The sequence below is a fragment of the Brachybacterium endophyticum genome (assembly GCF_003130585.1).
GTDB classification, from domain to species: domain Bacteria; phylum Actinomycetota; class Actinomycetes; order Actinomycetales; family Dermabacteraceae; genus Brachybacterium; species Brachybacterium endophyticum.
In genome coordinates this window covers 151,882-173,872 of the sequence record NZ_QFKX01000003.1, presented here as the reverse complement: position 1 = coordinate 173,872, position 21,991 = coordinate 151,882, and the positions used below count along the sequence as shown (strand labels likewise).

Sequence of the window (21,991 nt, the reverse complement as noted above, 5' to 3'; positions counted from 1 at the left end):
CGGTGCCCCCCCCCACGCGGGCCGTCCAAGGCGGCACACACCGTCCGGAGGAACGATGACATCGCAGCCCACGCACCCGAGCGGCGGCAGGCCGACCCTGCTGCGCGCCGCGGGCGCCGCCTACTTCCCGATCGCCTTCGTCGCCCGTTTCCCCTTCGCGATGATGGTCGTGGGAACCCTGACCCTCGTGGTCTCCGCGCGCGGCTCGATAGCCCTCGGCGGGTTGAACTCGGCGGTCGTCGGCCTCGGGTCCGCGCTGATCGGCCCGCTGCTGGGTGCCGCGGCCGACCGCATCGGCCAGCGCCCCGTCATCCTGCTCTCCGGAGTCGTCACCTCGCTGTCGCTGATCGCGATGTCCTGGGTCGCCTTCAGCTCGCTGCCCGACCTCGCGGTGCTGGCCGTCGGCTTCGTGATCGGAGCGTCCTCGCCGCAGATCGGCCCGCTCTCGCGCAGCCGCCTGGTGCACCTGATCCTCACCCGATTGCCCTCGGGTCGTCGCGCCAAGAGCCTGAACGCGACCATGGGCTACGAATCCGCGGCCGACGAGACCGCCTTCGTGTTCGGCCCGGTGGTGGTGGGAGCTCTCGCCACGACGATGACCGCGGCCGCCCCGATGATCGGCGCCGCCGTGCTCACCCTCGTGTTCGTCACCGCCTTCGCGCTGCACCCCACCGCGCGGGTGAGCGCCCCGGCGCACGACGAGCCCGTCACCCAGGCGCCCGCGCGCGAGCTGCGCAGCCTGCGGGTGCTGGTGATCGTCGCGGGCGCGCTCGGTGTCGGCCTGTTCTTCGGCACCGTGCTGACCTCGCTGACCGCCTTCCTCTCCGAGGTGGGCCGCGGGGACTCGGCGGGCCTGGTCTACGGGATCATGGGTGTGGGCTCGACGATCCTCGCGCTCGGCATCTCGCTGTTCCCCGAGGGTTTCTCCCTGCGCTGGCGCTGGCTGGCCTTCTCCTCGCTGATGCTCGCCGCGATGCTCGCCTTCGGGCTCGCCGGCGGCCTGACGGGCGTGGCCGCGGCGATGGCCGTCGCGGGCATCGGGATCGGGCCGACGGTGGTGACGCTCTACAGCCTGGCCGCGGAGCGCTCGCCGCAGGGTCGTTCGGCGACGGTGATGACAATGCTGGGCTCGGCCACGATCGTCGGCCAGTCCCTGGCCTCGGCGATCACCGGCGGCATCGCCGAGCGCATCGGCGCCCAGGGCGCCATGTGGCTGCCCACGGCCGCTGCCGCCCTGGTGGTGCTCACCGCCCTGGTCAATGCCTTCGCACGCCGCACCCCGGGAGCGACCGAGGGCGTCGTCACCGGCCAGGACCAGGAGGTCCAGGACGAAGCCGCCGCGCTCGTCGAGCGTCCCGTCGAGCATCTCTGAGACCTGAACCCTCGCCCATCGCGAGCACGCAGAGCCGCACCGATCCGCTCAGCACTCCGTGCACGGTCAGTGCCGCGGCGTGCGCTCCAGCTCGATGAGGGCGAGGTCGAGGGCGGCGAGAGCGGCGAGCGCCTCGCGCTGGGCTCCGCCCGTCGAGGACTCCTCGCCGGAGGCCTGCGAGCCCCGCAGCGCACGCTCGGGCCCTTCGTCGTCCCGTTCCCGCAGCTGGTGCTCACCGGCGGCGATCGCCCGGGCGAGCTGGGCGACCTCGTCGCAGGCGCCGAGGATCCGGTCTCGCGGGCCCTCCAGGCCCATCACGCCCGCCGTCGCGGTGCGGGCGTAGCTGACGCAGGTCGCGACCACGGTGAGGCGTCTGCGCACGCGCCGCGGACGGTGCTCGGTGAGGTGGTAGCGGGTCAGCGGTGCGGCGGCGAGCGTCAGTCGGCGCTGGGCGTTCTCGACGGCGAGCAGGTGGGCGTCGACCTCGCTGCGCCATGCCCCGGCATCGAGGGGCCCGGAGGCGTCGGTCCCGGGTGCCTCCCCCGCGTCCGGGCCCTGGACCGCCGTCATCAGGTCGGCGATCGCGTCCACCACCTCGCGTTCCGCGCTGCGCACCGTGTCGCGGGTGCTCACCGGCACCACGAGAAGGGCGACCAGCATGCCGATCGTCGCGCCTGCCGCGGTCTCGGCCAGGCGCAGCAGGAGCAGGGCGTCGGAGAACTGACCGAGGATCCCGTAGAGCTGCGCGACCAGGATGGTCACGAAGAACATCATGTAGGCGTACGAGACGCGGATCAGGTAGAACCCGAGGAAGACGCTGAGCACGATCACGACGAGCGCGAACTCGGGGTGCCCGGCGGTCACCGCCGCCAGGGCGATCCCGGCCACCAGCCCCAGGGCGGTGCCGATCACGCGGTTCAGGGACTTCCCGAAGGAGTCCATGCGGGTGCCCGTCCCGGTGAACACGACGAACGCGGCGATCACCGCCCAGTAGTAGCGGGAGCCGCTGATCAGGGTGCCGGCGCCGATGGCGAGGCTGCCGGCGATCGCGACCTGCACGGCCTGGCGGGTGGTCGCGGAGAGCCGGGCGAGGGGGTTCCAGCGTCGACCGCGGGCGGCCACGTCGCGGGAGACCGACGGGGAGCCGGGGAGCAGGCCCAGGCCGGTTAGTGCGACGGCGGGGGTGAACTCGTCGTTGTGCTCGAGGTCGGGCGGGAGATGCGGGTCGGCCGGTCGCCGGGCCAGGGCGTCCAGTCCTCGCACCAGGCCGCGCACCGCGTCACGGATCCGTGGGTCCTGCTCGGGGGTCTCTGCCTGTTCGCGGACGGCGAGGCGCTCCAGCAGCGCGCCGACGCGGGCGGCGCGACCGTGATCACCGTCGGCCGTGAGCACGAGGGCGTGGGCCGCCAGGCCGCGCACGCGCGGTGAGGCATCCACCAGGCGCCGGGAGGACCAGCCCACCAGGTCCAGGGCGAGCTGCCCGTCCAGGAGGCTGCGCCGCAGGGTCTCGGCGCTCCAGCCCACGGGGAGGGCGCGGGCATGTGCCGCCCAGCCGTCGCTCATCACGACGTTCTCGTCGAAGCGGGTGCGCTCGTCGAAGATCCGGCGGGTGGCCTTCTCGCGCTCGCGTGCGGTCTCGACGCGCAGGCGGGAGGCCATCAGGCGCAGCAGACGGTTGCGCCGGGCGCGCATGCTGCGGAAGATCCGGGCGAGGGTGCGCCGGGCGTGGGGACGGAACACCGTGGTGCACAGGGCGAGCACCACGATCGTGCCCACCACGATCGCGATCATCAGGTGCGGAAGCTGCGCGGGGACCGGGTGGAGGAACAGCGAGAAGAAGTACCCCATCCACAGCAGGAAGCCGTAGAAGAAGAAGTCCAGGCTGAAGCGGCGCACGTACACCGCACCGAACATCACCAGCACGAACACCACCCGGGAGACCCAGAGGTGATCGCCGACGAGAGTGCCGATGCCGAGGCCGACGCCCAGGGCCACGGGGAAGAACACGGCCGCGCGGATGCTCTGGAGAGCCGAGGGCCGGGCGAGGGCGTTCGAGCCGATCATCGCGATCACGGCGCCGAGGATCATCGAGATCACGAGGGAGGGGGCCGGCAGGCCCAGGGCGGTGCCGACGACGGCCTCCACCAGGAGCGCGGCGCTCACGCAGACCGCTCCCGCCAGTCCCTGCCGCAGCCTGCTCAGTCCCGGGTCCGATGCGATGAGGACGTCCAGCGGGCGCGAGAGCAGCGGGGGCACCGGGGTGAGGCCTCCTCGGAGGATCGGACGTGCAGGGCAGCGGACTGCGGAAGTCTAACGCCGCCGTCCCCGGCCACCTCCCAGGTTCTCGGCCACTCAGGCGCCCACTCAGGCTCCCGAGCGGACGATCTCCTCGAGCACCTCACGGGTGCGCTCGGGCCGTTCGACCCAGGGGAAGTGCCCGGCGCCCTCGATGATCCGCTTGCGACCGCGGCGGGCGTGCGCGGCGAGATCGACGACGCCGGCGACGGGACGCGGGTCCTGCGTCCCGTGGACGAACCAGACGGGCGCGTCGATGCGGGAGAGATCCTGGATCAGGGCCTCGTCGCCGACGGCGGGGTCGGCTGCCAGAGCGCGGTTCGCGGTGTGCTCGATGGTGAGCGGCGCGGCGGCCAGGCGCGCGGCGTGCGCGAGCCCCGCGGTGGGGTCGGCGAAGTCCGTGGCCCACTGCAGGGTCCGCCAGCGGGTCTCCTGCTCGGGGGTGCGCCCCTCCTCGCCCAGGCGGTCGAGCGCGGCGAACTCCTCGCCGACGCCCACCTCCCTGCGGCGCCGCTCGTGCTCGGCCCGGGTCGGTGTGCGCCAGTCGCCGATGCCGGTGCCGCTCAGGCAGCCGGCGGCCGCCACGTGCTCGGGGTACGCGGCGGCGTAGGCGAGGGCGAGGTCGGCGCCGAAGGAGTGGCCGAGGACGATCCAGCGTTCGTGCCCGTCGTGCTCGGCGTGGAGTGCGGTGCGCAGCTCCTCGAGGTCCGCCACGAAGCGCTCGATCGAGAACTGATCGGCGGGGACGGGGCGGGGCGCGCTGCGTCCACATCCGCGCTGGTCGTAGCGGTGCACGAGGGTCTGGTCCTCGAGCAGGGCGGAGAGGTCCCGGAGGTCGTCCCAGAGGCCGGGGCCGCCGTGGACGAGCACGACGGGCGGCAGTGATCCGGTGGTGCCGCGGGTCCAGGTGGCCAGTTCGGTGCCGTCGCTCAGGGGGATCATGCGCATGGGGCGACGCTATCGGCCCCGCGCCGCCGGACCGCGCACCAGATCAGCGGACGGGACCTGTCCGCACGCACCCGAAGAATGGTCCCCGAGCAGGTCGCCACGTCGGCGGCATCCCCGAGGAGGAGCAGATCATGTACGCACCCGCCCAGGACGACGAGATCACCGGACTCGTCGGATACATCGACCAGCAGCTCTCGGCCCTGCGCTCGAGCGCCCACGGGCTCACGGAGGAACAGGCCCACCGGGCCCCGTGCCGCAGCACCCTGTCGATCGGGGCGCTCATCAAGCACACGATCTACGTGATGAACGGGGCGCTCTCGCGCATCGCGGACGGCCCGCGTCTGCGCGGCCTCACCGAGGAGGACGCGACCCGCCACTTCGAGAGCACGGAGCTGGAGGAGCAGACCTCGGTCGCGGAGCTCCTCGTCACCTTCGACGAGGTGCGTGAGGAGTTCCTGCGGGCCCTGCGCGAGGTGGACCCGGGAGCCGAGACCATGGAGCCGTCGGCTCCGTGGGACGGCCGAGAGGAGCCCTCGGCGGTGCGGTGGCGGTTCTTCCTGGTGCACCAGGTCGAGGAGCTCGCCCGCCATGCCGGCCACGCCGACATCATCCGCGAGCAGATCGACGGGGTGACCGTGCCGGCGCTGATGATGACCCGCGAGAACCGGCCGGCGAACGCGTTCTTCACGCCCTTCACCCCCGAGCCGGGCACGATCACCGTCTGAGGGCGGGCCGCTCCGGAGATCGCCGCTCGGTGACGCCGCGCCCTCAGCGGCCCTCGCCGCTCAGTCGGCGCATCTCGGCCTGGATCCTGTCCTCGCTGGCGCCGCGGCCGAAGGCGTCGGCCAGCTGCCAGAACAGTCCGATCCCCCAGAAGGCGATCGGGAAGATCGGCCAGAAGAACCCGCCGCCGTTGCGCGCCCAGACGGTCACGAGCATGCCGTTGATCAGGACGTACACGATGACACCGACGGCCAGGTTCCGGCGGGCCCGGATCCGGTGGACAGCGCGCTGGCGCAGGTCACCCTCGGGGTCGCCGCACCCGCCGCGGCGGTCGTGCCGTGCCCGGCGCCGCGACTCCCGGTCGTCGTAGCGGAGGTCGTCGCCGCGAAGGTCGTCGTCGCCGGCGGAGAAGGAGCTGTCGTAGCGGTCCATGATGTCCTCTGGTCCCGGCGTCCCCGGTGCGAGTGCCCCGGTCTGCGCCGTCCCTGATGTCCACGACGCTAGGCGCGGCAGCGGCACGGGGCCCCTGACGGCTGTCACGTCCGGACCGGGACATCGCTCCTGGCCTCGGACGACAGGAGTGCGGCGTTAATGCGTTGCCGGGGCACGGACGGCTCCGTAGCGTCAGCCCCATGACCTTCGAGAACGCCGACGCCACACCCCTCCCCCGCACCGCCCTGCTGACGGGCGTGGGGCGGCGCCGCGGCATCGGCGCCGCGATCGCGCACGCCCTCGCCGAGGACGGCTTCGACCTCGCCCTGAGCTACTCGGACGCCTACGACCGCCGCGTGAACGGCGAGCCGTCGGATGTCGAGGAGCTCGCCGAGGAGCTGCGCGGGCTGGGCCGCCGGATCGAGCTCGTGCCCGGCGATCTCGCCGACCCCGCCGAACCACCTTGCCTGGTCGCGACGGCCCGAGAGGCCCTGGGCGCACTCGGCGCCCTGGTCATGTGCCACTGCGAGTCGGTGGACTCCTCGATCCTGGACACCACCGTGGAGAGCTTCGACCGCCATTACGCGGTGAACGTGCGGGCGAGCTGGCTGCTGCTGCGCTCCTTCGCCGAGCAGGTGCCGCCGGGCACCGACACCCCGGGTGGCGCCGTGATCGCCCTGACCAGCGACCACACGGCTCACAACCTCCCCTACGGCGCGACCAAGGGGGCCCTGGACCGGCTGGTCCTCGCCGGCACCCACGAGCTCGCCGACCGCGGGATCCGCACGAACGTCGTCAACCCCGGCCCCATCGACACCGGCTGGATGGACGACGCGGTGCGTAAGGCCGGCGCCGCGCAGACGCCCGGCGGCCGGCTCGGCGGCCCCGGCACCGTCGCGGACCTGGTGCGGTTCCTGCTCTCGCCGCGCGGTGCGTGGATCCGCGGGCAGCTGCTGCTGTCCAACGGGGGCTTCGCGACCCCGGCGGTGTGACGGCGCACCGCGAATGTGAGCGTGCGCGGGCAAGGAGGCACCGGGGCCCGAGCACGGACTATGCTCGCCGGGTCGCCGCGCCGTCGCCTCGTCGTCCCGGACGCGACCCGCACCCGGCCGACGGCCCCCGATGCGCGGCGCCCCCGCACCCGCGATCATCGAGATGAGCACCTGGCATGACTGAGATCGGCCCCGACGGCAGCACACGCTTCGCGCAGAAGCAGAACGAGGTGCTGCATCGGACGCTCGGCCGCTTCGACATCGTCTTCATCGTCGTCTCGGCCGTCGTCGGCCTGGAGATGCTGGGGTCGGTGTCCTCGCAGGGCCCCGAGACCTTCACCTGGCTGGTCTTCCTGATCATCGTCTTCCTGGTCCCCTACGCCCTGATCTTCGCCGAGACGGGCTCCGCCTTCGTCGGCGAGGGCGGGGTGTACCTGTGGGTGCGTCGTGCCTTCGGGCGTCCCGCGGCCGCCGTCGCCTCGGCCTTCACCTGGATCACCCAGCCCGTCTGGGTGGGCGGGTCGATGGCGTTCCTGTGCGCCGAGGCCGCCCGCGGCCACCTCGTCCACTTCGCCGAGGGGTCGCTCGCCGACTACGCCTTCAAGACCGCGTTCATCTGGATCACGGTGCTCGCGGCGATCCTCTCGCTGCGCCGCGCGAAGTGGATCCCGACCATGGGTGCGGTCTGCAAGATCGTGTTCCTGGGGATTTTCATCCTCACCGCCGCCATCTACGCGTTCGAGCGCGGCGTGCAGGACCTCGCGATCGGCGACTTCTCCCCCTCGGTCACCGGGTTCATCACGCTCACGCCGCTGCTGCTGTTCGCGTTCCTGGGCTTCGAGTCCGGGTCGAGCGCCTCCGGCGAGATGAAGAACGCCGAGAAGGACGTGGCGTTCTCCGTGCTGCGCTCCTCGGCGATGGCCGGGGTGCTCTACCTGATCCCGGTGTTCACGATCCTGCTGGTCATCCCCCACTCCGACATCGACGGCGTCTCCGGGCTGCTGACGGCCGTGGCGACCGTGTTCTCGGTCTACGGCCCCGCGGCCCCGGTGGTGCTCACCGCAGCCGTGGTGCTGTTCCTGCTCGCCAACATCGGCCAGGGTGCGGCCTGGATGATCATGTCCGACCGCATGCAGGCGATCGCCGCGGCCGACGGCTCCTTCTTCGGCGGCTTCTTCGGGAAGTTCCACAAGAGCCTCGGCACTCCGATCCGGGTGAACCTGCTGTCGGGGACCGTCTCCACGGTGTTCATGATCGCCGCGATGCAGCTGACCGGTTCGAGCGCCGCCCTGTTCGACGTGGTGCTCTCGGTCGCGATCACCACGTACCTGTTCAGCTATCTGCTCGTGATCCCCGCCGCGGTGCGTCTGCGCCTGCGCCACCCCGAGGTGCCCCGCCCCTTCCGAGTGCCCGGGCCGAACGCCGTGTTCGTCGCCCTGGGCGCGGTCACCACGGCGTTCGTGGCTCTCGGCTCATGGGTCTCTGTGTTCCCCGGCACCCTCGAGTCGCTGCTGGGCGTGCCCTACGACTTCTCGAGCGCGATGGGCGTGCCCTACGCGGCCTTCGAGGCGCTCACCCTGGGCACGATCGTGTTCATCGTGGCGATCGCGCTGATCGGCTTCGTCGCCGGACGTCGGCTGCGCCGTGAGACGGTGGCGGCGGAGCGGGCCGAGGCAGAGGCCGGCCTCCGCGGCTGAGGCGGAGGCCGGCACTCGCGGCTGAGGCGGCGCGGGCGGCGCGGCTGAGGCGGCGAGGCTGGGTCGGGGCGAGGTTCGTCGGCGTGAGGCTCAGGCCCCCACCCGCTCCGGGTGACGTCGGCCCGCTCGCCCGGCGGCACGCCCCTCGGCAGCCACGCGCGGCAGCATATGCCCGCGCCGCACGGCGAGGACCAGCATGATCACGCCCGCGACGAGGCCGACGAGCACGGTGACGAGAGATCCCTCGACGCCCATCGACCCACCGGTCAGCCAGGCAGGACCGTCCTGCTGCGCGGCGAGCAGACCGTGCTGGGCCCCGGTGCCGGAGACGTCCGAGGAATACACACCGGCCTGCACGGTGTTCCAGGCGATGTGGATGCCGATCGCGAGCCACAGCCGGCGCGTCAGCAGGTATGCGGCGCCCAGCAGGACCCCGGCCTCGATCACGAGACCCAGCGCGGAGGTGAGGCTCGCGCCCTGGTTGGTCAGGTGCATCAAGCCGAACAGCACGGAGGTCAGCGCGAGGGCGGCCCAGCTGCCCAGCCACGCGTCGAAAATCCGCACCAGGATGCCGCGGAACAGGATCTCCTCGACGAAGCCCGCGCCGACCCCCAGGGCGAGCGGGACCAGCAGCTGCGGGGAGGGGGAGAACCCGCTGACCTGGTACCCGCCCAGCAGGGCGATCAGGCCCACGCTGATCGAGATCAGCAGCGTGCCGATCACGAGGCCGGTCGCGAGTTCGGCGAGCTTCCCGCGGCCGCGCAGCGCGAGGCCGGGACTGCGGCCGATCGGGCCGACGATCAGCCGGAAGCCGCCGAGGGCGACGAGAGCGCCGAAGCACCCGCCGGCCAGCATCGTCCAGGACGGCGCCGGGCCGGCGACGACGTCGACCTGGGCCAGCGCGGACCACAGGATCATGGGGATGACGAGGGCGAACTCGGCCACGAAGAACAGGATGATGCCGAGGAGCAGCTGCAGCCAGCGACGGCGGTCGCTGCGGTCGACCGGGGTGCGGTCGTCGGGGGCGCCGTCGACGGGGGTGCGGTCGACGGGGGTGAGATGGTGGGTGGGGTCCGGGATCTGTGTGCTCATGGCGCTGATCATGTGCACGCCGCAAGTGCGCTGTCACCGGCTGGGACGAAACCGTCGGGCAGGCCCGAGCAGGGCCGGGGGTGCAGACCCCCGGATCTGGCCCCCGCGCACCCGGCAGTCACTCGGGTGGCGACTTCTGCTGGGTGTCCGCGTCCAGCGTGATGCGGCCCGTCTCCAGGAAGTCCTCGCCCGCGCGCGATCCGTCCTCGCTCGTCGCGTGCTCCTCGGTGGCAGTCTCGAGGTGCTCATGGAGCACGGGTGGATCACGACTCTGGGTGACGAGCGCGGTCCCCAGCTGAGCCTGATGACGACCGACGCCACGGCCCCCGTGAACCCGGCCGTGTCCGTCTTCGTCGACGACGTCCACGAGGCACTCCGCAGGGTCGAGGAATCGGGCCTCGAGGTCGTCCACCCGCTGACCGACGAGCCGTGGGGTGTCACCCGCTTCTTCTACCGGGACTCCGAGGGCACGGTCATCAACGTCGGGATGCACACCGACCGGGCATGAGTCCTGCGTCGGCCGACCACGGGACCTACCGTGGGCGCATGGCTGATCACCTCAAGCAGCGTCCCGGCGCCCCGCAGGGCTTCTTCGCCACGGAGGCCGCCGGGCTCACCTGGCTCGCCGAGCCCCGCGCCGTGCCCGTCGTCGAGGTGCTCGAGGTCGGTGAGGACTTCCTGCGTCTCGAGCGTCTCGAGCCCGCCCGGCCGAGCGCTGCCGACGCCCGCACCTTCGGCGAGCGCATGGCCCGCCTGCACGACGCCGGCGCCGAGGGCTTCGGCGCGTCCCCCTCGGACACCAGCTGGTTCGGTCCGCTCGAGGACCCCTTCGAGGTGCCGACCACCGTCCACGAGGACTTCGCGACCTTCTGGGCCGAGGACCGGCTGCGTCCCCTGGCAGACCACGCCGCGCGACGCCTCGGCTCCGACGGGTCCGAGGCCGTGGGCCGGGCGATCGACGCGATCGCGGGCGGCGCCTTCGACGGGATCAGCGGCCAGGGCCGGGAGCAGGCCTCCCGCGTGCACGGGGACCTGTGGTCGGGGAACCTGATGTGGACCGACCAGGGCGGCACGCTCATCGACCCCTCCGCCCACGGCGGCCATCGCCTCGAGGACCTCGCGCTGCTGACCCTGTTCGGAGCACCCCACCTCGACGAGATCCTGGCCGGCTACGAGCACGCCCATCCGATGCCCTCCGGATGGCGCGAGGACCTCCCCGCGCACCTGTTCTTCGCCCTCCTCGCCCACGTGGTGCTGTTCGGCGGCGGCTACGCGGCCGAGGCGATCGGCGTCGCCGGCGACATCACCCGGCGCGCGCGGGAGCTCGGGGGCTGAGCGGGTGGCGGTCTGCCGTGGCCTGCTGGGGTGGGCGGCTGGGATGGGCGGCTGGGATGGCCGTCTGGGACGACCGGGTGGACCCTCGGGTCGGCCGGACGAGGTAAGTCGCTCTTCAATGGCTCCCCCTGAGGTCTCAACCCTCCATAGGAGTTGAACCCTCATCAGGAGCCATCGGCCGACAGCCGCAGCACGAAAGTTCGCATGGTCGTGCCGACCTGAACAGGTCCGAACGCCGGAGCCGGACGCGGTGCGTGGCCTTCGATGGCTCCCCCTGAGGTCTCAACCCTCCATAGGCGTTGAGCCCTCACCCGGAGCCATCGGCCGACTGCCCGTCCCTCCGAGACCTCACTCGGAGCCATCGGCGGACTTCTCACCGTCCCGCACACCACCAGCCCCGCCGACCCACCGGCCTCACAGCCCCACAGTCCCCACCTGCCCCACAGGCCCCAGCCCGACACCCCTCACACCCGCGCGATGATCTCCCCGTGCAGCAGCACGAACCAGCCGGCCGGGTCCTCGGCCCAACGCCGCCAGTCCGCGCCGATCTCGTCGAGCTGGTCCTGGGAGGCGCGACCCTCGCGCACGAGCTGCTGGGCGACGGCTCCCGCGGTGATCCGCTGCGAGGAGGAGCCGGCCCAGAAGGCACGGTCGGCCGGGGTCGCGTAGCACCAGGTGCTCGAGCCGGGCTCAGCGCCTTCCAGACCTGCCTCGAGCGCCCAGCCCAGCAGACGCCGGCCGGCGTCCGGGGTCCCGCCGTTCGCCTCCATCGCCTCGATGAACAGCTCCCGCCAGCGCGCCAGACCGGGCAGCTCGGGCCACCAGCGGAAGGCCCCGTAGTCGGCCTCGCGGGCAGAGACGATGCCGCCGGGGGCGGTCACCCGGCGCATCTCGCGCAGCACCTGCACGGGGTCGGCGACGTGGTGGAGCACCTGATGGGTGTGGACGACGTCGAAGGACCCGTCGGCGAAGGGGATCGCGTGGGCGTCGGCCGCGCGCACGTCGACTCCTTCGAGGCCCTGGCGTTCGAGCTCGGCGCGGGTGATCGCGGCGGATTCCTCGGAGACCTCGAGAGCGGTCACGTTCTGCGGGCCGACGATCCGGGCGAGGTCCGCGGTGATGGTGCCGGCGCCGCTGCCCACGTCCAGCAGCCGCATGCCCTCGCGCAGGTGCGGCAGCAGATGGGCCGCGGAGTTCTGGGCGGTGCGGTTGCGGTGCGAGGAGAGCACCGCGTCCTCGTAGCCGTGGGTGTAGGCGTGATAGTGGCCAGCGTGATCGTGGCCAGCGTGATCGTGGCCAGCGTGATCGTGGCCAGGATGCACGTGCTGATGCGCAGGGGCCTGCTCGCCGTGGGACTCGCTCATGGGCGTGACGCTACGCGCGCCGCAATCCCCTCGAGCGCGGATCTCGGGATGCGACTCACCCGCCGGCCGGCCGGCCGCGCCGAGAAGCCCTGCCCCGCCGGCACACGCTCCACCGGGTCAGGGAGCACAATGGGGCGCACGGTCGGGACGCTCCCAACGCCCCCACGCCCCACGCCCCACGCCCCACGCCCCGACCACACCCCGCCCGCCCCGCCCCGACCGCGAAGGACAGGACCCTCGATGAGCACATCGACCAGCGGATCCGCTGCCGCCCCCTCGGCCGACGACACCGGTTCCGGCCCCGACGGCGACTCCTCGAAATCCTCGGGCTCCAAGGAACAGTCCTCCGGCAGCGGTCTCACCGTCATCCTCGCGTTCTGCGCGAACCTGCTGGTGGCGATCGCCAAGACGATCGTCGCCGGGATCACGGGCTCGGCCTCCATGCTCGCCGAGGCGGCCCACTCCTGGGCCGACACCGGCAACGAGGTGTTCCTGCTGATCGGCGAGCGTCGGGCCCGCAAACCGGCCGACGCCGGCCACCCCATGGGCTACGGCCGCTCGGGGTACGTGTGGGCGATGTTCGCCGCGATCGGCCTGTTCGCCGTGGGCGCCGGGGTGTCGGTCTGGCACGGGATCTCGTCGCTCACCGAGGGCGGCAGCGAGGAGGCCGGATACACCTGGGGCTACGTCGTGCTCGGTGTGTCCTTCCTGTTCGAGGGCACGTCGTTCGTGCAGGCCCTGCGACAGACCCGGTCCGGGGCGAAGCGGCGTCGGATCAGCCCCCTGCGCTACGTGCGCACCACGTCCGATCCGATGCTGCGCGCGGTGTTCGCCGAGGACTCCGCCGCGCTGATCGGCCTCGTGATCGCCGCCCTGGGTCTGTTCCTGCACCAGATCACGGGCAACGCGGTGTGGGACGCGATCGGCTCGATCCTCGTCGGCGTTCTGCTGGGTGTGGTCGCGGTGATCCTGATCGTCCGCAACGCCTCTCTGCTCACGGGTGAGGGAGGCACGCCGCTGGTGCGCAACCGGATGCTGGGGATCCTCCAGGAGAATCCCGACATCGAGGCCGTGACCTTCCTGCACTCCGAGTGGGTCGGGGCGAACAAGCTGTTCGTCGTCGCGAGCGTGGACGTGGTCGGCGACGTCCAGGAGTCCGAGCTGCGCGAGAAGGTGCAGGCGGTCGAGGATCTGCTCGAGCAGGAGGAGGACGTCGAGCGTGCTCTGCTCACCCTCGCCCGCCCCGGGGACAGCACGCGCCTGAGACCCGGGCCTCTGCCGGACTGGTACGACGGGGCCGACGAACGCTGACGTCCCGGACCGGAGGTCACCCCGGGGGTACCCCCATCGACGGGTCCGACGGGACGGTCCTACGATCGAGGCATGCGTTCGATCCTCACCCTGATCCTGAACATCATCTGGTTCCTCACCGCAGGCTGGTCGCTGTTCCTGGGCTACGTCCTGGCCGGGATCATCGCCTGCATCCTGGTGGTGACGATCCCCTTCGGCCTGGCCTCCTTCCGGATCGCGGGCTTCGTGATCTGGCCCTTCGGCCGCGAGGTCGTCGACACCCACCGCGGCGGCGCGATGAGCGCGGCCGGCAACGTGGTGTGGTTCCTGGTCGCCGGGCTCTGGCTCGCGGTGGCCCACGTCGTCACCGCGATCGCGCAGGCCGTCACGATCATCGGCATCCCGCTGGCCTGGGCGAACCTCAAGCTGATCCCCGTGACCTGCTTCCCGTTCGGCAAGGAGGTCATCTCCACCTCCGACGTCCGCGCGCAGATGTTCCCGACCGCCCGCTGAGGTCTCCGGGAGAGGGATCGCTCAATCCCCTGACGAAGCGGGCAGCACGCAGAACTCGTTGCCGGAGGGGTCGGTGAACACGCGCCAGGGCAGCTCGCCCCAGTCGGGGTCGAGCCCCTGGCCGCCGCGCGCGAGGATCTCGGCGGCCACGGCGTCCGCGTCCTCCCCCGCCTCGAGGCGCACGTCGAGGTGCATCCGATTCTTCCCGCCGTCTGCGAGAGAGCCGGGCTTCGGCGCCGGTTCCTGGCAGAGCTCGAGCAGCGGGCCGACGCCCGAGGGGTGACGCAGCGACGCCCCGGCGACGCCGTCGGTCGCGACCCAGCCGGTCAGCCGGCTCCAGAAGTCGGCGTCGCGTGCGGGATCGGCGGAATCCAGCGGCAGCGCCGCGATGGGACCGGTCCCGGAGTAGACCTCGCGCTCCTCCATCACGCAGAACGGGTTGCCCTCCACGTCTCCGAGGACCACCCAGGGCACGGCGCCCTGGCCGATGTCGAGGGGGCGGGCTCCGAGGTCTCGTGCCCGCGCCACCACCTGCTCCTGCCGCGACCCGCCGAGCAGGTCGAGATGCAGGCGCAGGGGCTCGCGCGGAGGCTCGGGCACCGGCTGGAAGCACAGGTCCAGGAAGGGCCCGTCCTCCCCGCCCGCCGGGCTCAGGTGCAGGCGGGTCTCCAGGCCCTCGGGCCCGTCGGTCAGTCGCCGCGTCCCGAGGAGCGCCTCCCAGAAGGAGCCGAGGGCGCGCGGGTCGAGGGCATCGACCACGATGTTCTCGAGGTACATGGCACGCCGATCAGGCGGCGGATCCGGGAGCTTCAGGACCCTCGGCGGGTCGCAGACGCGCGGTCGGCAGGTCGATCTCGTCGGCCGTCGCAGGTCGGGAGGCGGGCCGGGTGCTCATGGCGCGTGAATCTACGCGGGTCCCGCGGTCCGGGCCAGGGGTTTACCGCGGCTCCGTCGCTCACCGGCCGTCCGCTCACAGCGCACCCGCTGGCGCCGTCGCCGACACAGGCGCAGGATGGCGGCATGAGCACTGGACACATCGGAGACTTCACCGTCAAGCGCGTCGGGTACGGCGCCATGCAGCTGGCAGGACCGGGTGTCTTCGGGCCGCCGGCGGATCCTGAGAACAACCGCGCCGTGCTGCGCCGCGCGCTCGAGCTGGGCGTGGACCACATCGACACCGCCCAGTTCTACGGGCCCGACGTGGTCAACGACCTCATCCGCGAGGCCCTGCACCCCTATCCCGAGAACCTGCGCCTGGTCACGAAGGTCGGCGCCGAGCGCAGCGAGAAGGGTGAGTTCCTCCCCGCCGGCCGCCCCGAGCAGCTCGTCGAGCAGGTCGAGGCCAACCTGCGCGCCCTGGACACCGATCGCCTCACGATGGTGAACCTGCGCCGTTACGAGCTCGATGCGCCCGGCAGCGAGGAGCCCGCCCTCGAGGACCAGCTCGCCGCCCTGGTGGGTCTGCGCGAGCAGGGCAAGGTCGCCGAGATCGGCGTCTCCAGCGTCTCGGCGGACACCGTGCGACGCGCCGTCGACCTCGCCGGCGTGGTCTCGGTGCAGAACCCGTACTCGATCCTGGACCGTTCGGGGCAGGAGGCCCTCGAGGTCGCCCGCGATCACGACCTCGCCTTCGTCCCGTACTTCCCGCTGGGCTCGGCCTTCACCGGCGGCCCCGCGAAGATCGCGGCCGATCCGCACGTCACCGCGGTCGCGCAGAAGCACGGTGTCGCGCCCACGCAGGTGGCGCTCGCGTGGCTGCTGGCCCAGTACGAGAACGTGCTGCTGATCCCCGGCACCTCCTCGATCGCGCACCTCGAGGACAACCTCGCCGTCGCGGACGTGCAGCTCGACCCCGAGGACCTCTCGCAGCTCGGGAAGGTCGAGGAGTCGCCCGTCGAGATCTGAGAACCCTCAGCGGCAGGGTGCATGTCTCCCCCGGGGAGCACATCTCCCGCAGCGAGCCCGGTCGACGTCCCCGTCGGCCGGGCTCGCCGACGTCCGGGGCGCCCCGCGTCCCACGCACGGGACGGCTTTGCCGCCCGCGCACGCCGGGACTACCGTCAGCCCGTGCCGAAAGTCCCCTCCCCCGCCGGCGGCGTGGCCATCGCCTACGACGTCACCGGCTCCGGTCCCGCCGTCGTCCTGCTGCACGGTTCGGTCCTCTCGCGCGCCATCTGGCGCGCCTACGGCTACGTCGACGCATTGACGGCGGCCGGGTACACCGTGGTCCGCATCGACCTGCGCGGACACGGCCGCTCCGACGCCCCGCACCAGGCCGACGCCTACACCCAGGACGCGTTCGTGGATGATCTGTTCGCCGTGCTCGACGCCGAGGGCATTCAGCAGGCGGCCCTCATGGGCTACTCGTTGGGAGCGCGCATCGCCGTCACCGCGAGCGTGCGCCGCCCCGATCGCGTCACGCACCTGGTCTCCCTCGGCGGCTCGGCCGCGCAGCAGCAGGGATCGGTGGACACCGTCTTCTTCCCCGGCACCGTCGAGACCCTGCGCAGCGAGGGCATGGAGGGCTTCTGCCGGGCCCAGGGCCTCGGGCCCGACGTCACCGACCGTCGCGACCGGGGCACCCGCACCGCATTCCTCGCCGCCGACCCCCTCGCGATGGCCACCCTGTTCACCGCCACCGAGTCGACGCCCGGCATCCCCGAGGACGAGCTCGCCGCCTGCGGCGTGCCCGCGCTGTGGATGGCCGGTGACCGCGATCATCCGCGCTTCGAGGAGTCGCAGGAAGCGGCCTCGGTGATGCCGTCGGCCCGTTTCGTCCCCCTGCCCGGGCGCACCCACGCCGCCACCCTCGCCCCGAGTGCGCCCGTGCTCGATGAGGTGCTGCCGTTCCTGGCCGGCACGGTCGCCCATCCGGCACCGACCTCCTCACCCACCGCCACGGCGGACCCCCACTCCCCCACATCGACGTCGAAGGAGACCCGATGAGCTCACCCGCCCCCTCCGCCGCGCCCGCCGATGCCGCGAAGATCGCCGCCCCGCACCCGCGCCGCTGGCTGATCCTGGTGCTCGCGTGGGCCGCCTTCACGATGACCTCGCTGGACCGTTCCGTGTGGGGCCCGGCGGCGCCCAGCGTCGGCCAGGCCCTCGGCGTCGCCCTGGCCTCGCTCGGCGTCTTCGCGACCTGCTACTACGTCGGCTACGTGGTCTCGAACTTCCTGGGCGGGCTGGCCTCGGACTGGGTGGGGCCGCGGGTGGTCCTCACCGCCTCGATGGTGCTCGCGGGCGCCGGGATGGTGTTCTTCGGCAGCGTGCAGTCCTTCGCGCTCGGTCTGCTCGCCCAGGCCCTGGTCGGCTTCTTCGCCGGCGCCGACTACGCAGCAGGCGCGAAGTCGATCTCCGCCTGGTTCAGCGGGCGGGAGCGGACCTTCGCCGTCGGCCTGTTCACCACCGCCACGTCACTGGGCACCGTCGTGGCGAACCTCGTGGTGCCGACGATGATCGCCGAGCACGGCTGGCGGCTCTCCTACCACCTGTTCGGCGCGATCTCGATCGTGCTGGGTCTGGTGATCGCGGTGCTGCACCGTTCGCGGCCGCCCCAGGCCGCCGGCACCGAGCTCGCGACCCCCGCTGCCCCGCACACCCCGCGCCTGGGCCGCGTGCTGGGAAGCCGCGACCTGATCGTGCTGGGCATCGCCGGGTTCTTCTCCCTGTGGGGCACCTACGGGTTCATCACCTGGTCCAACACCCTGATGATCCAGGGCAAGGGCATCGACCCCGTGCACGCCGGCGGCATCGTCGCCCTGTTCGCGATCACCGCGGTGATCATGAAGCCCGTGATCGGGCTGGTCGCCGGCCGGATCCGCTTCCACCGCAAGTACCTCGCCGCGGGGATCCTGGTGCTGTTCGCGATCATGCTCCTGATCTTCGGCACCCTGGGCTCCCTGCCCGCCTTCTACATCGCCGCGCCCGTGCTGGGCTTCGCCGCCTACTGCTACTCGCCCATCCAGAACGCGCTGATCCTGGACTACGCGGGCGCCGAGGAGGCGGGGTCGGCCGCCGGCACGCTTAACGCGGTGTGGCAGCTGGGGTCCGTCGTGGTGCCGACGGTCGTGGGCGCGATCTTCGCGGCGACCGACTCGGTGTACTCCGCGTTCGTGACCCTCGCGATCGGCCCCCTGCTCGCGGCGCTGCTGATGCTGCCGCTCAGCGGGCGGTTCCGCTCGGTGGCGCCGGAGGACGTGGCGCGGGAAGGCTGAGCGCCGGACTCTTGCTACGACTGTGCGGCGTTCGCCTTGAAGCCGATGTGGGACGGCACGAACCCCAGGCGCTCGTAGAAGCGGCGCGCATCCTCCCGCTCCGCGTCCGACGTCAGCTGCACCAGCTCCGCGCCGACCGCAGGCGCCGCGTCCTCCAGCACCCACCGCATCATGGCCGCGCCCAGGCCTCGTGAGCGGGCCTCGCGAGCGACGCGCACGCTCTCGACCTGCAGCCGGGTCACGCCGCGACGGGACAGTCCAGGGATGCGCGTGAGCTGGAACATCGCGAGCAGGGGCGCGTCCTCCTGCACCCCGACGACGAGCTCGTTCGAGCCGTCCGCGAGCACCTCGGCGAGCGCCCTGCGGTAACGCTCGGCGTCCTCCCCCTCGGCGCGATCGCCACGGCCGCGCCCGATCGCATCGTCGGCCAGGAGCTTCATCAGACCCTCCAGATCCTCGGTCGACGCGGCGCGCAGAGTCACGGCTCCGGCACCGGTCTCGAGCTGCGTGGGGAGAGGGAGGGTGGCGATCATGCCCAGATCCTCGCATCCCGTCCAGACCGATGGGATGCCGACGAAAAGGCGCGCGGAGCGCGTGATCAGTCCACGGGGAAGCCGATGCGCACCGGCCCGCGGGCTGTGCGGGCATCGACTGCCCGCCCCTTCTGGGTGACGACCACGTCGCCGGCGTCGGCCATCTGCGCGGCGACCTCGCGCACCTCGTCCATGGCACCGCGCCACGTCTCACCGGGCCCGCCCACGATGCGCGCCACGTCGCTCGGACAGATGGTGGAGCCGGCCCGCTTGCGCAGCAGAGAACGGAGGCTCGCGCGTATCCGTTCGCGCAGCTCCTCAGGTTCCGGCGTCTCCCACCACGGGGCTCCGCGCTCCCCGAGCGCCACCTTCGCGTCCTGCACGCGGGCACGCGCATCCGTCTCCTTCCCGCGCACCGCGCGGCGAGCGGCCATCAGCTCGTCGACCAGTTCCTGGCGCAGGGACTCCGGGATCGACGGATCACTTGCGCGCCAGCGCCGACCGTCGACGACGACGTAGTGACCGTCGGCCGTGTGCTGCGGGGCGGGACGATCGGAGGAGTCACCCCGTGCGGCTGCTGCCTTCGTGCGCGTCATCAGCCGAGAGTGGCACGTTCCGAGCGCCGACGCGAGAGACACCTGGAGGTTCCCTGCCGTCAGGAGACGACGAGATGGCGGTGGCCGTCGATGCTCTCGCGCACGATGTCGAGGTGTCCTGCGTGGGTCGCCGTCTCCACGAGGACCCGCGTCACCAGCGCGGCCTGAGTAGCCGGTACCGCGCCTCCGAAGACGTCCGGCGGTGGTGTCCACCGAGGTGGGGCCGACGGGTCGAAGGACTCCAGCGCGGACCGACTGGACTCGACGGCCCGCTGGTAGTCGTCCAGCGCTTCGGGCAGGCTCGTCGCGCCGTCCGTCCACCCGTTGCGCAGCGACGAGATGGCCTCGGCGTTCCCCGAGAGCACGGCGCCGATCCAGAAGATCTCGTCGTCGAAGGTCAGTTTGCCGAGCATTCGCGTGATGCTCCAGGTCACCGGGGGGATGACCCGAGTGGCGTCGGCATCGCCGATGGCACGGACCGTCGCGAGGACGTGAGCACGTTCTGCATCGAGAGCGTCGAGGAGCGCTGACGCGGCAGCGTCCTCACTGAGCAGTGCCGACTGCGGAGTCATGGCCTCACTGTGGTCGTCCGAGGAGACTCTGACAAGGCTTCCCGCTCCTTGGCCCTGGGTCGGGTGGCGCTCACGTCTAGGCTCATCCACGAGAGCGAGCAGCTCGGCGTCACGGAGCAGGACCGCCTGATCAGGAGAAACCATGGACCAACGCATCAGCCTCATCACCCTCGGCGTGGACGACCTCCGGCGCGCGACGGCGTTCTACGAGACACTCGGATGGCGGGGCCAGGAGATCCAGGAGACGGTGTTCTTCCAGGCAGGCGGTCTGGGGCTGGTGCTGTGGAGCCGCGAGAAGCTGGCCGAGGATTCCGGTGTCAGCGCCAGGGGTGCCGGCGACGGATTCGACGGGATCGCACTCGCCCAGAACCAGCGCTCGGCCGAGGAGGTCGACGACCTGGTCGCCCGGGCCGAAGCCGCAGGCGGGACCGTCACCCGAGCCCCCGCGGAGACGTTCTACGGCGGCTATGCCGGCTGCTTCGCGGATCCCGACGGGCACCTCTGGGAGGTCGCCTACAACCCCGGCTTCCCCCTTGCCGAGGACGGTTCGCTGACCATTCCCGATCTCGGCTGAACGGGCAAGGCGGTCCTCAGGCACCGCCCGCAACCCGCACGGTCGTCCCCGCGACATAGCTCGCCTGCTCCGAGAGCACGAATGCGATCACCGCGGCGACCTCCTCGGGGCGGCCGATCCTGCCCGTCGGATGCCGCGCGGCGACCCTCTCCGGTCTGCCGGGGTCGCCGGCATCGGCGTGGACGCGCGTCTCGATGGTGCCGGGCGCGACACCGACGACACGCAGGCCCTGGGGCGCGACCTCGATGGCGAGCCCCTTGGTGAGGGCGTCGACCCCTGCCTTCGCGGCGGCGTAGTGGACGTACTCGCCGGGCGATCCCGTGGTGGCCGCACCGGAGGAGACGTTCACGAGCACACCGCCCTCCCCCAGGTCCTTCACGGCCCGACGGGCCACCAGGACGGCCGATGTCAGGTTCAGGTCGATCACGCGCCGGATGGTCGGGACCGGCGTCTCGGCGAGGGTGCCGATATGCAGGGTCGCCCCCGCGTTGTTCACCACGCCGTCGATCCGACCCGCCCACGCGATCGCGCCGTCGAACAGCTCGTCGATGCCGTCCTCGCCGGTGAGGTCGGCGCGGATGGTCCGGCACTCGGCACCCAGCGCCTGCACCTCGGCGGCCGTGGCCGCGGCCGCCTCGTCGTCGTGGGCGTATCCGAGGACGACGTCCCATCCCTCGCGGGCGAGCCGGAGCGCGGTGGCTCGTCCGATCCCGCGGGTGCCGCCGGTGATCACTGCCGTTGGACGTCGCATGGTCACAACGTACTGCGGTGCACTCACCGAAGCACCCGGCGATACGCGTGCGCTCACGTCTCTCGCCAGAGGCCCTCCGCACGATGGCACCCGGGTCTACGCTCACCTGGTATGACACCGGAACTGGACGAGCACGGGCGCCCCGAGCCGCTGATCGACGCCGACGAGTGGCAGACCCTCTCGGGGTTCCTCGACTACCAGCGCGCCACCTTCGCTTGGAAGTGCAGCGGGCTCGACGCCGAGCAGCTGGGCCGTCGCCTGCCCTCCAGCAGCATGAGCCTGGGCGGGATGATGAAGCACCTGGCGTACGTCGAGGACGACTGGTTCAGCCGCGACCTGCACGACGAGCCGCTGCGGGAGCCCTGGGCGTCCGTCGACTGGCGGACACGGCCGGACTGGGAGTGGGAGACCGGGCGCACGGATGATCCCGCCGACGTCCGCGCCCTGTGGGACGAGTGCGTCGCGCGCGCTCGCACCTTGGCCGCCCGCACCTACGACGCGGAGGGTCTCGGCGCTCGCGCACGACGCCGCGAAGGCGGCAGCCCGGGCCCGAGCCTGCGCTGGATCATGACCCACATGATCGAGGAGTACGCCCGCCACAACGGCCACGCTGACCTGCTGCGGGAGTCCATCGACGGCGAGACCGGCGAATAGGCCGATCCACCGCAGGCGGGTCTGGCGTCCGCACGCGTGAG

Annotated in this window: 24 protein-coding genes; 13 read left to right on the top strand and 11 right to left on the bottom strand. The window is 72.1% G+C overall.

All coding sequences use genetic code 11. From position 1 onward, the window contains the following. Window positions 1-55: 55 nt before the first annotated feature. Window positions 56-1,372: an MFS transporter gene (locus tag DEO23_RS09685; protein ID WP_109275821.1), complete on the top strand. Its 1,317-nt coding sequence runs from the start codon at window positions 56-58 to the stop codon at window positions 1,370-1,372. Between the two features lie 66 nt (window positions 1,373-1,438). Here DEO23_RS09685 and DEO23_RS09680 read toward each other — a convergent pair whose 3' ends face one another. Together DEO23_RS09680 and DEO23_RS09675 are read right to left on the bottom strand one after the other, a co-directional pair. Further along, window positions 1,439-3,628, bottom strand: coding sequence for an FUSC family protein (locus tag DEO23_RS09680; protein WP_109275820.1), 2,190 nt, complete (start codon window positions 3,626-3,628; stop codon window positions 1,439-1,441). Between the two features lie 108 nt (window positions 3,629-3,736). Further along, window positions 3,737-4,615, bottom strand: a complete 879-nt coding sequence (locus DEO23_RS09675; protein WP_109275819.1) for an alpha/beta fold hydrolase — start codon at window positions 4,613-4,615, stop codon at window positions 3,737-3,739. A 131-nt stretch (window positions 4,616-4,746) separates the two neighbouring features. Here DEO23_RS09675 and DEO23_RS09670 point away from each other — a divergent pair, with 131 nt between their 5' ends. Further along, window positions 4,747-5,340 carry a mycothiol transferase gene (locus tag DEO23_RS09670; RefSeq protein ID WP_109275818.1) on the top strand — a complete coding sequence of 198 codons (594 nt, stop codon included), beginning with the start codon at window positions 4,747-4,749 and terminating at the stop codon, window positions 5,338-5,340. Between the two features lie 43 nt (window positions 5,341-5,383). Here the strand turns inward: DEO23_RS09670 and DEO23_RS09665 are convergent, their stop codons facing one another. Further along, on the bottom strand, window positions 5,384-5,770 hold the full coding sequence (locus DEO23_RS09665) for a 2TM domain-containing protein (RefSeq protein ID WP_109275817.1): 387 nt from the start codon (window positions 5,768-5,770) through the stop codon (window positions 5,384-5,386). A 200-nt stretch (window positions 5,771-5,970) separates the two neighbouring features. Between DEO23_RS09665 and DEO23_RS09660 the strand changes: the two genes are divergently transcribed. Together DEO23_RS09660 and DEO23_RS09655 are read left to right on the top strand one after the other, a co-directional pair. Then, entirely contained in the window at window positions 5,971-6,762 is a 792-nt protein-coding gene (locus DEO23_RS09660; protein WP_109275816.1) for an SDR family oxidoreductase, read from the top strand. Between the two features lie 176 nt (window positions 6,763-6,938). After that, on the top strand, window positions 6,939-8,459 hold the full coding sequence (locus tag DEO23_RS09655; RefSeq protein WP_109275815.1) for an APC family permease: 1,521 nt from the start codon (window positions 6,939-6,941) through the stop codon (window positions 8,457-8,459). A 90-nt stretch (window positions 8,460-8,549) separates the two neighbouring features. On the opposite strand, the gene DEO23_RS09650 is transcribed toward DEO23_RS09655, so the two are convergent. Continuing rightward, a complete protein-coding gene (locus DEO23_RS09650; protein ID WP_109275814.1) occupies window positions 8,550-9,551 on the bottom strand; it encodes a CPBP family intramembrane glutamic endopeptidase in 1,002 nt (333 codons plus the stop codon). Window positions 9,552-9,669: 118 nt separating this feature from the next. Beyond that, window positions 9,670-9,807, bottom strand: a complete 138-nt coding sequence (locus DEO23_RS16095) for a hypothetical protein (protein WP_165831786.1) — start codon at window positions 9,805-9,807, stop codon at window positions 9,670-9,672. Between DEO23_RS16095 and DEO23_RS09645 the strand changes: the two genes are divergently transcribed. Both DEO23_RS09645 and DEO23_RS09640 read left to right on the top strand, forming a co-directional pair. Beyond that, window positions 9,799-10,059 (top strand): VOC family protein, encoded by a 261-nt coding sequence (locus DEO23_RS09645; protein WP_205678928.1) that lies wholly within the window; start codon window positions 9,799-9,801, stop codon window positions 10,057-10,059. The genes DEO23_RS16095 and DEO23_RS09645 overlap by 9 nt on opposite strands. A 38-nt stretch (window positions 10,060-10,097) precedes the next feature. Continuing rightward, complete coding sequence (locus tag DEO23_RS09640; RefSeq protein WP_109275813.1) at window positions 10,098-10,886, top strand: fructosamine kinase family protein; 789 nt, start codon at window positions 10,098-10,100, stop codon at window positions 10,884-10,886. Between the two features lie 464 nt (window positions 10,887-11,350). Here the strand turns inward: DEO23_RS09640 and DEO23_RS09630 are convergent, their stop codons facing one another. Beyond that, window positions 11,351-12,250: a class I SAM-dependent methyltransferase gene (locus tag DEO23_RS09630; protein ID WP_109275811.1), complete on the bottom strand. Its 900-nt coding sequence runs from the start codon at window positions 12,248-12,250 to the stop codon at window positions 11,351-11,353. A 240-nt stretch (window positions 12,251-12,490) separates the two neighbouring features. On the opposite strand from DEO23_RS09630, the gene DEO23_RS09625 reads away from it, so the two are divergent. Both DEO23_RS09625 and DEO23_RS09620 read left to right on the top strand, forming a co-directional pair. Then, window positions 12,491-13,561 carry a cation diffusion facilitator family transporter gene (locus DEO23_RS09625; protein ID WP_109275810.1) on the top strand — a complete coding sequence of 357 codons (1,071 nt, stop codon included), beginning with the start codon at window positions 12,491-12,493 and terminating at the stop codon, window positions 13,559-13,561. A 72-nt stretch (window positions 13,562-13,633) separates the two neighbouring features. Further along, on the top strand, window positions 13,634-14,053 hold the full coding sequence (locus tag DEO23_RS09620) for a YccF domain-containing protein (RefSeq protein WP_109275809.1): 420 nt from the start codon (window positions 13,634-13,636) through the stop codon (window positions 14,051-14,053). Between the two features lie 21 nt (window positions 14,054-14,074). Here DEO23_RS09620 and DEO23_RS09615 read toward each other — a convergent pair whose 3' ends face one another. Then, window positions 14,075-14,830: a VOC family protein gene (locus tag DEO23_RS09615; protein ID WP_109275808.1), complete on the bottom strand. Its 756-nt coding sequence runs from the start codon at window positions 14,828-14,830 to the stop codon at window positions 14,075-14,077. 243 nt (window positions 14,831-15,073) lie between these two features. On the opposite strand from DEO23_RS09615, the gene DEO23_RS09610 reads away from it, so the two are divergent. The 3 genes from DEO23_RS09610 to DEO23_RS09600 all read left to right on the top strand — a co-directional run bounded on the left by DEO23_RS09610 (window position 15,074) and on the right by DEO23_RS09600 (window position 18,270). Beyond that, on the top strand, window positions 15,074-15,958 hold the full coding sequence (locus DEO23_RS09610) for an aldo/keto reductase (protein WP_109275807.1): 885 nt from the start codon (window positions 15,074-15,076) through the stop codon (window positions 15,956-15,958). Window positions 15,959-16,120: 162 nt separating this feature from the next. Then, entirely contained in the window at window positions 16,121-16,999 is an 879-nt protein-coding gene (locus tag DEO23_RS09605; RefSeq protein WP_109275806.1) for an alpha/beta fold hydrolase, read from the top strand. Beyond that, window positions 16,996-18,270 (top strand): MFS transporter, encoded by a 1,275-nt coding sequence (locus DEO23_RS09600; RefSeq protein WP_205678926.1) that lies wholly within the window; start codon window positions 16,996-16,998, stop codon window positions 18,268-18,270. Before DEO23_RS09605 ends, DEO23_RS09600 begins: the two co-directional genes overlap by 4 nt. A gap of 14 nt (window positions 18,271-18,284) precedes the next feature. On the opposite strand, the gene DEO23_RS09595 is transcribed toward DEO23_RS09600, so the two are convergent. The 3 genes from DEO23_RS09595 to DEO23_RS09585 all read right to left on the bottom strand — a co-directional run bounded on the left by DEO23_RS09595 (window position 18,285) and on the right by DEO23_RS09585 (window position 19,971). Continuing rightward, window positions 18,285-18,803 (bottom strand): GNAT family N-acetyltransferase, encoded by a 519-nt coding sequence (locus tag DEO23_RS09595; RefSeq protein ID WP_109275805.1) that lies wholly within the window; start codon window positions 18,801-18,803, stop codon window positions 18,285-18,287. 65 nt (window positions 18,804-18,868) lie between these two features. After that, window positions 18,869-19,399 (bottom strand): DUF3253 domain-containing protein, encoded by a 531-nt coding sequence (locus DEO23_RS09590; RefSeq protein ID WP_109275804.1) that lies wholly within the window; start codon window positions 19,397-19,399, stop codon window positions 18,869-18,871. 59 nt (window positions 19,400-19,458) lie between these two features. Continuing rightward, a complete protein-coding gene (locus DEO23_RS09585) occupies window positions 19,459-19,971 on the bottom strand; it encodes a mycothiol transferase (RefSeq protein WP_165831794.1) in 513 nt (170 codons plus the stop codon). Window positions 19,972-20,113: 142 nt separating this feature from the next. Here DEO23_RS09585 and DEO23_RS09580 point away from each other — a divergent pair, with 142 nt between their 5' ends. Beyond that, window positions 20,114-20,545 carry a VOC family protein gene (locus tag DEO23_RS09580; RefSeq protein ID WP_109275803.1) on the top strand — a complete coding sequence of 144 codons (432 nt, stop codon included), beginning with the start codon at window positions 20,114-20,116 and terminating at the stop codon, window positions 20,543-20,545. A gap of 16 nt (window positions 20,546-20,561) precedes the next feature. On the opposite strand, the gene DEO23_RS09575 is transcribed toward DEO23_RS09580, so the two are convergent. After that, window positions 20,562-21,296: an SDR family NAD(P)-dependent oxidoreductase gene (locus tag DEO23_RS09575; RefSeq protein WP_109275802.1), complete on the bottom strand. Its 735-nt coding sequence runs from the start codon at window positions 21,294-21,296 to the stop codon at window positions 20,562-20,564. Window positions 21,297-21,407: 111 nt separating this feature from the next. On the opposite strand from DEO23_RS09575, the gene DEO23_RS09570 reads away from it, so the two are divergent. Continuing rightward, window positions 21,408-21,950, top strand: a complete 543-nt coding sequence (locus tag DEO23_RS09570) for a DinB family protein (protein ID WP_109275801.1) — start codon at window positions 21,408-21,410, stop codon at window positions 21,948-21,950. The last annotated feature ends 41 nt before the right edge of the window (window positions 21,951-21,991 follow it).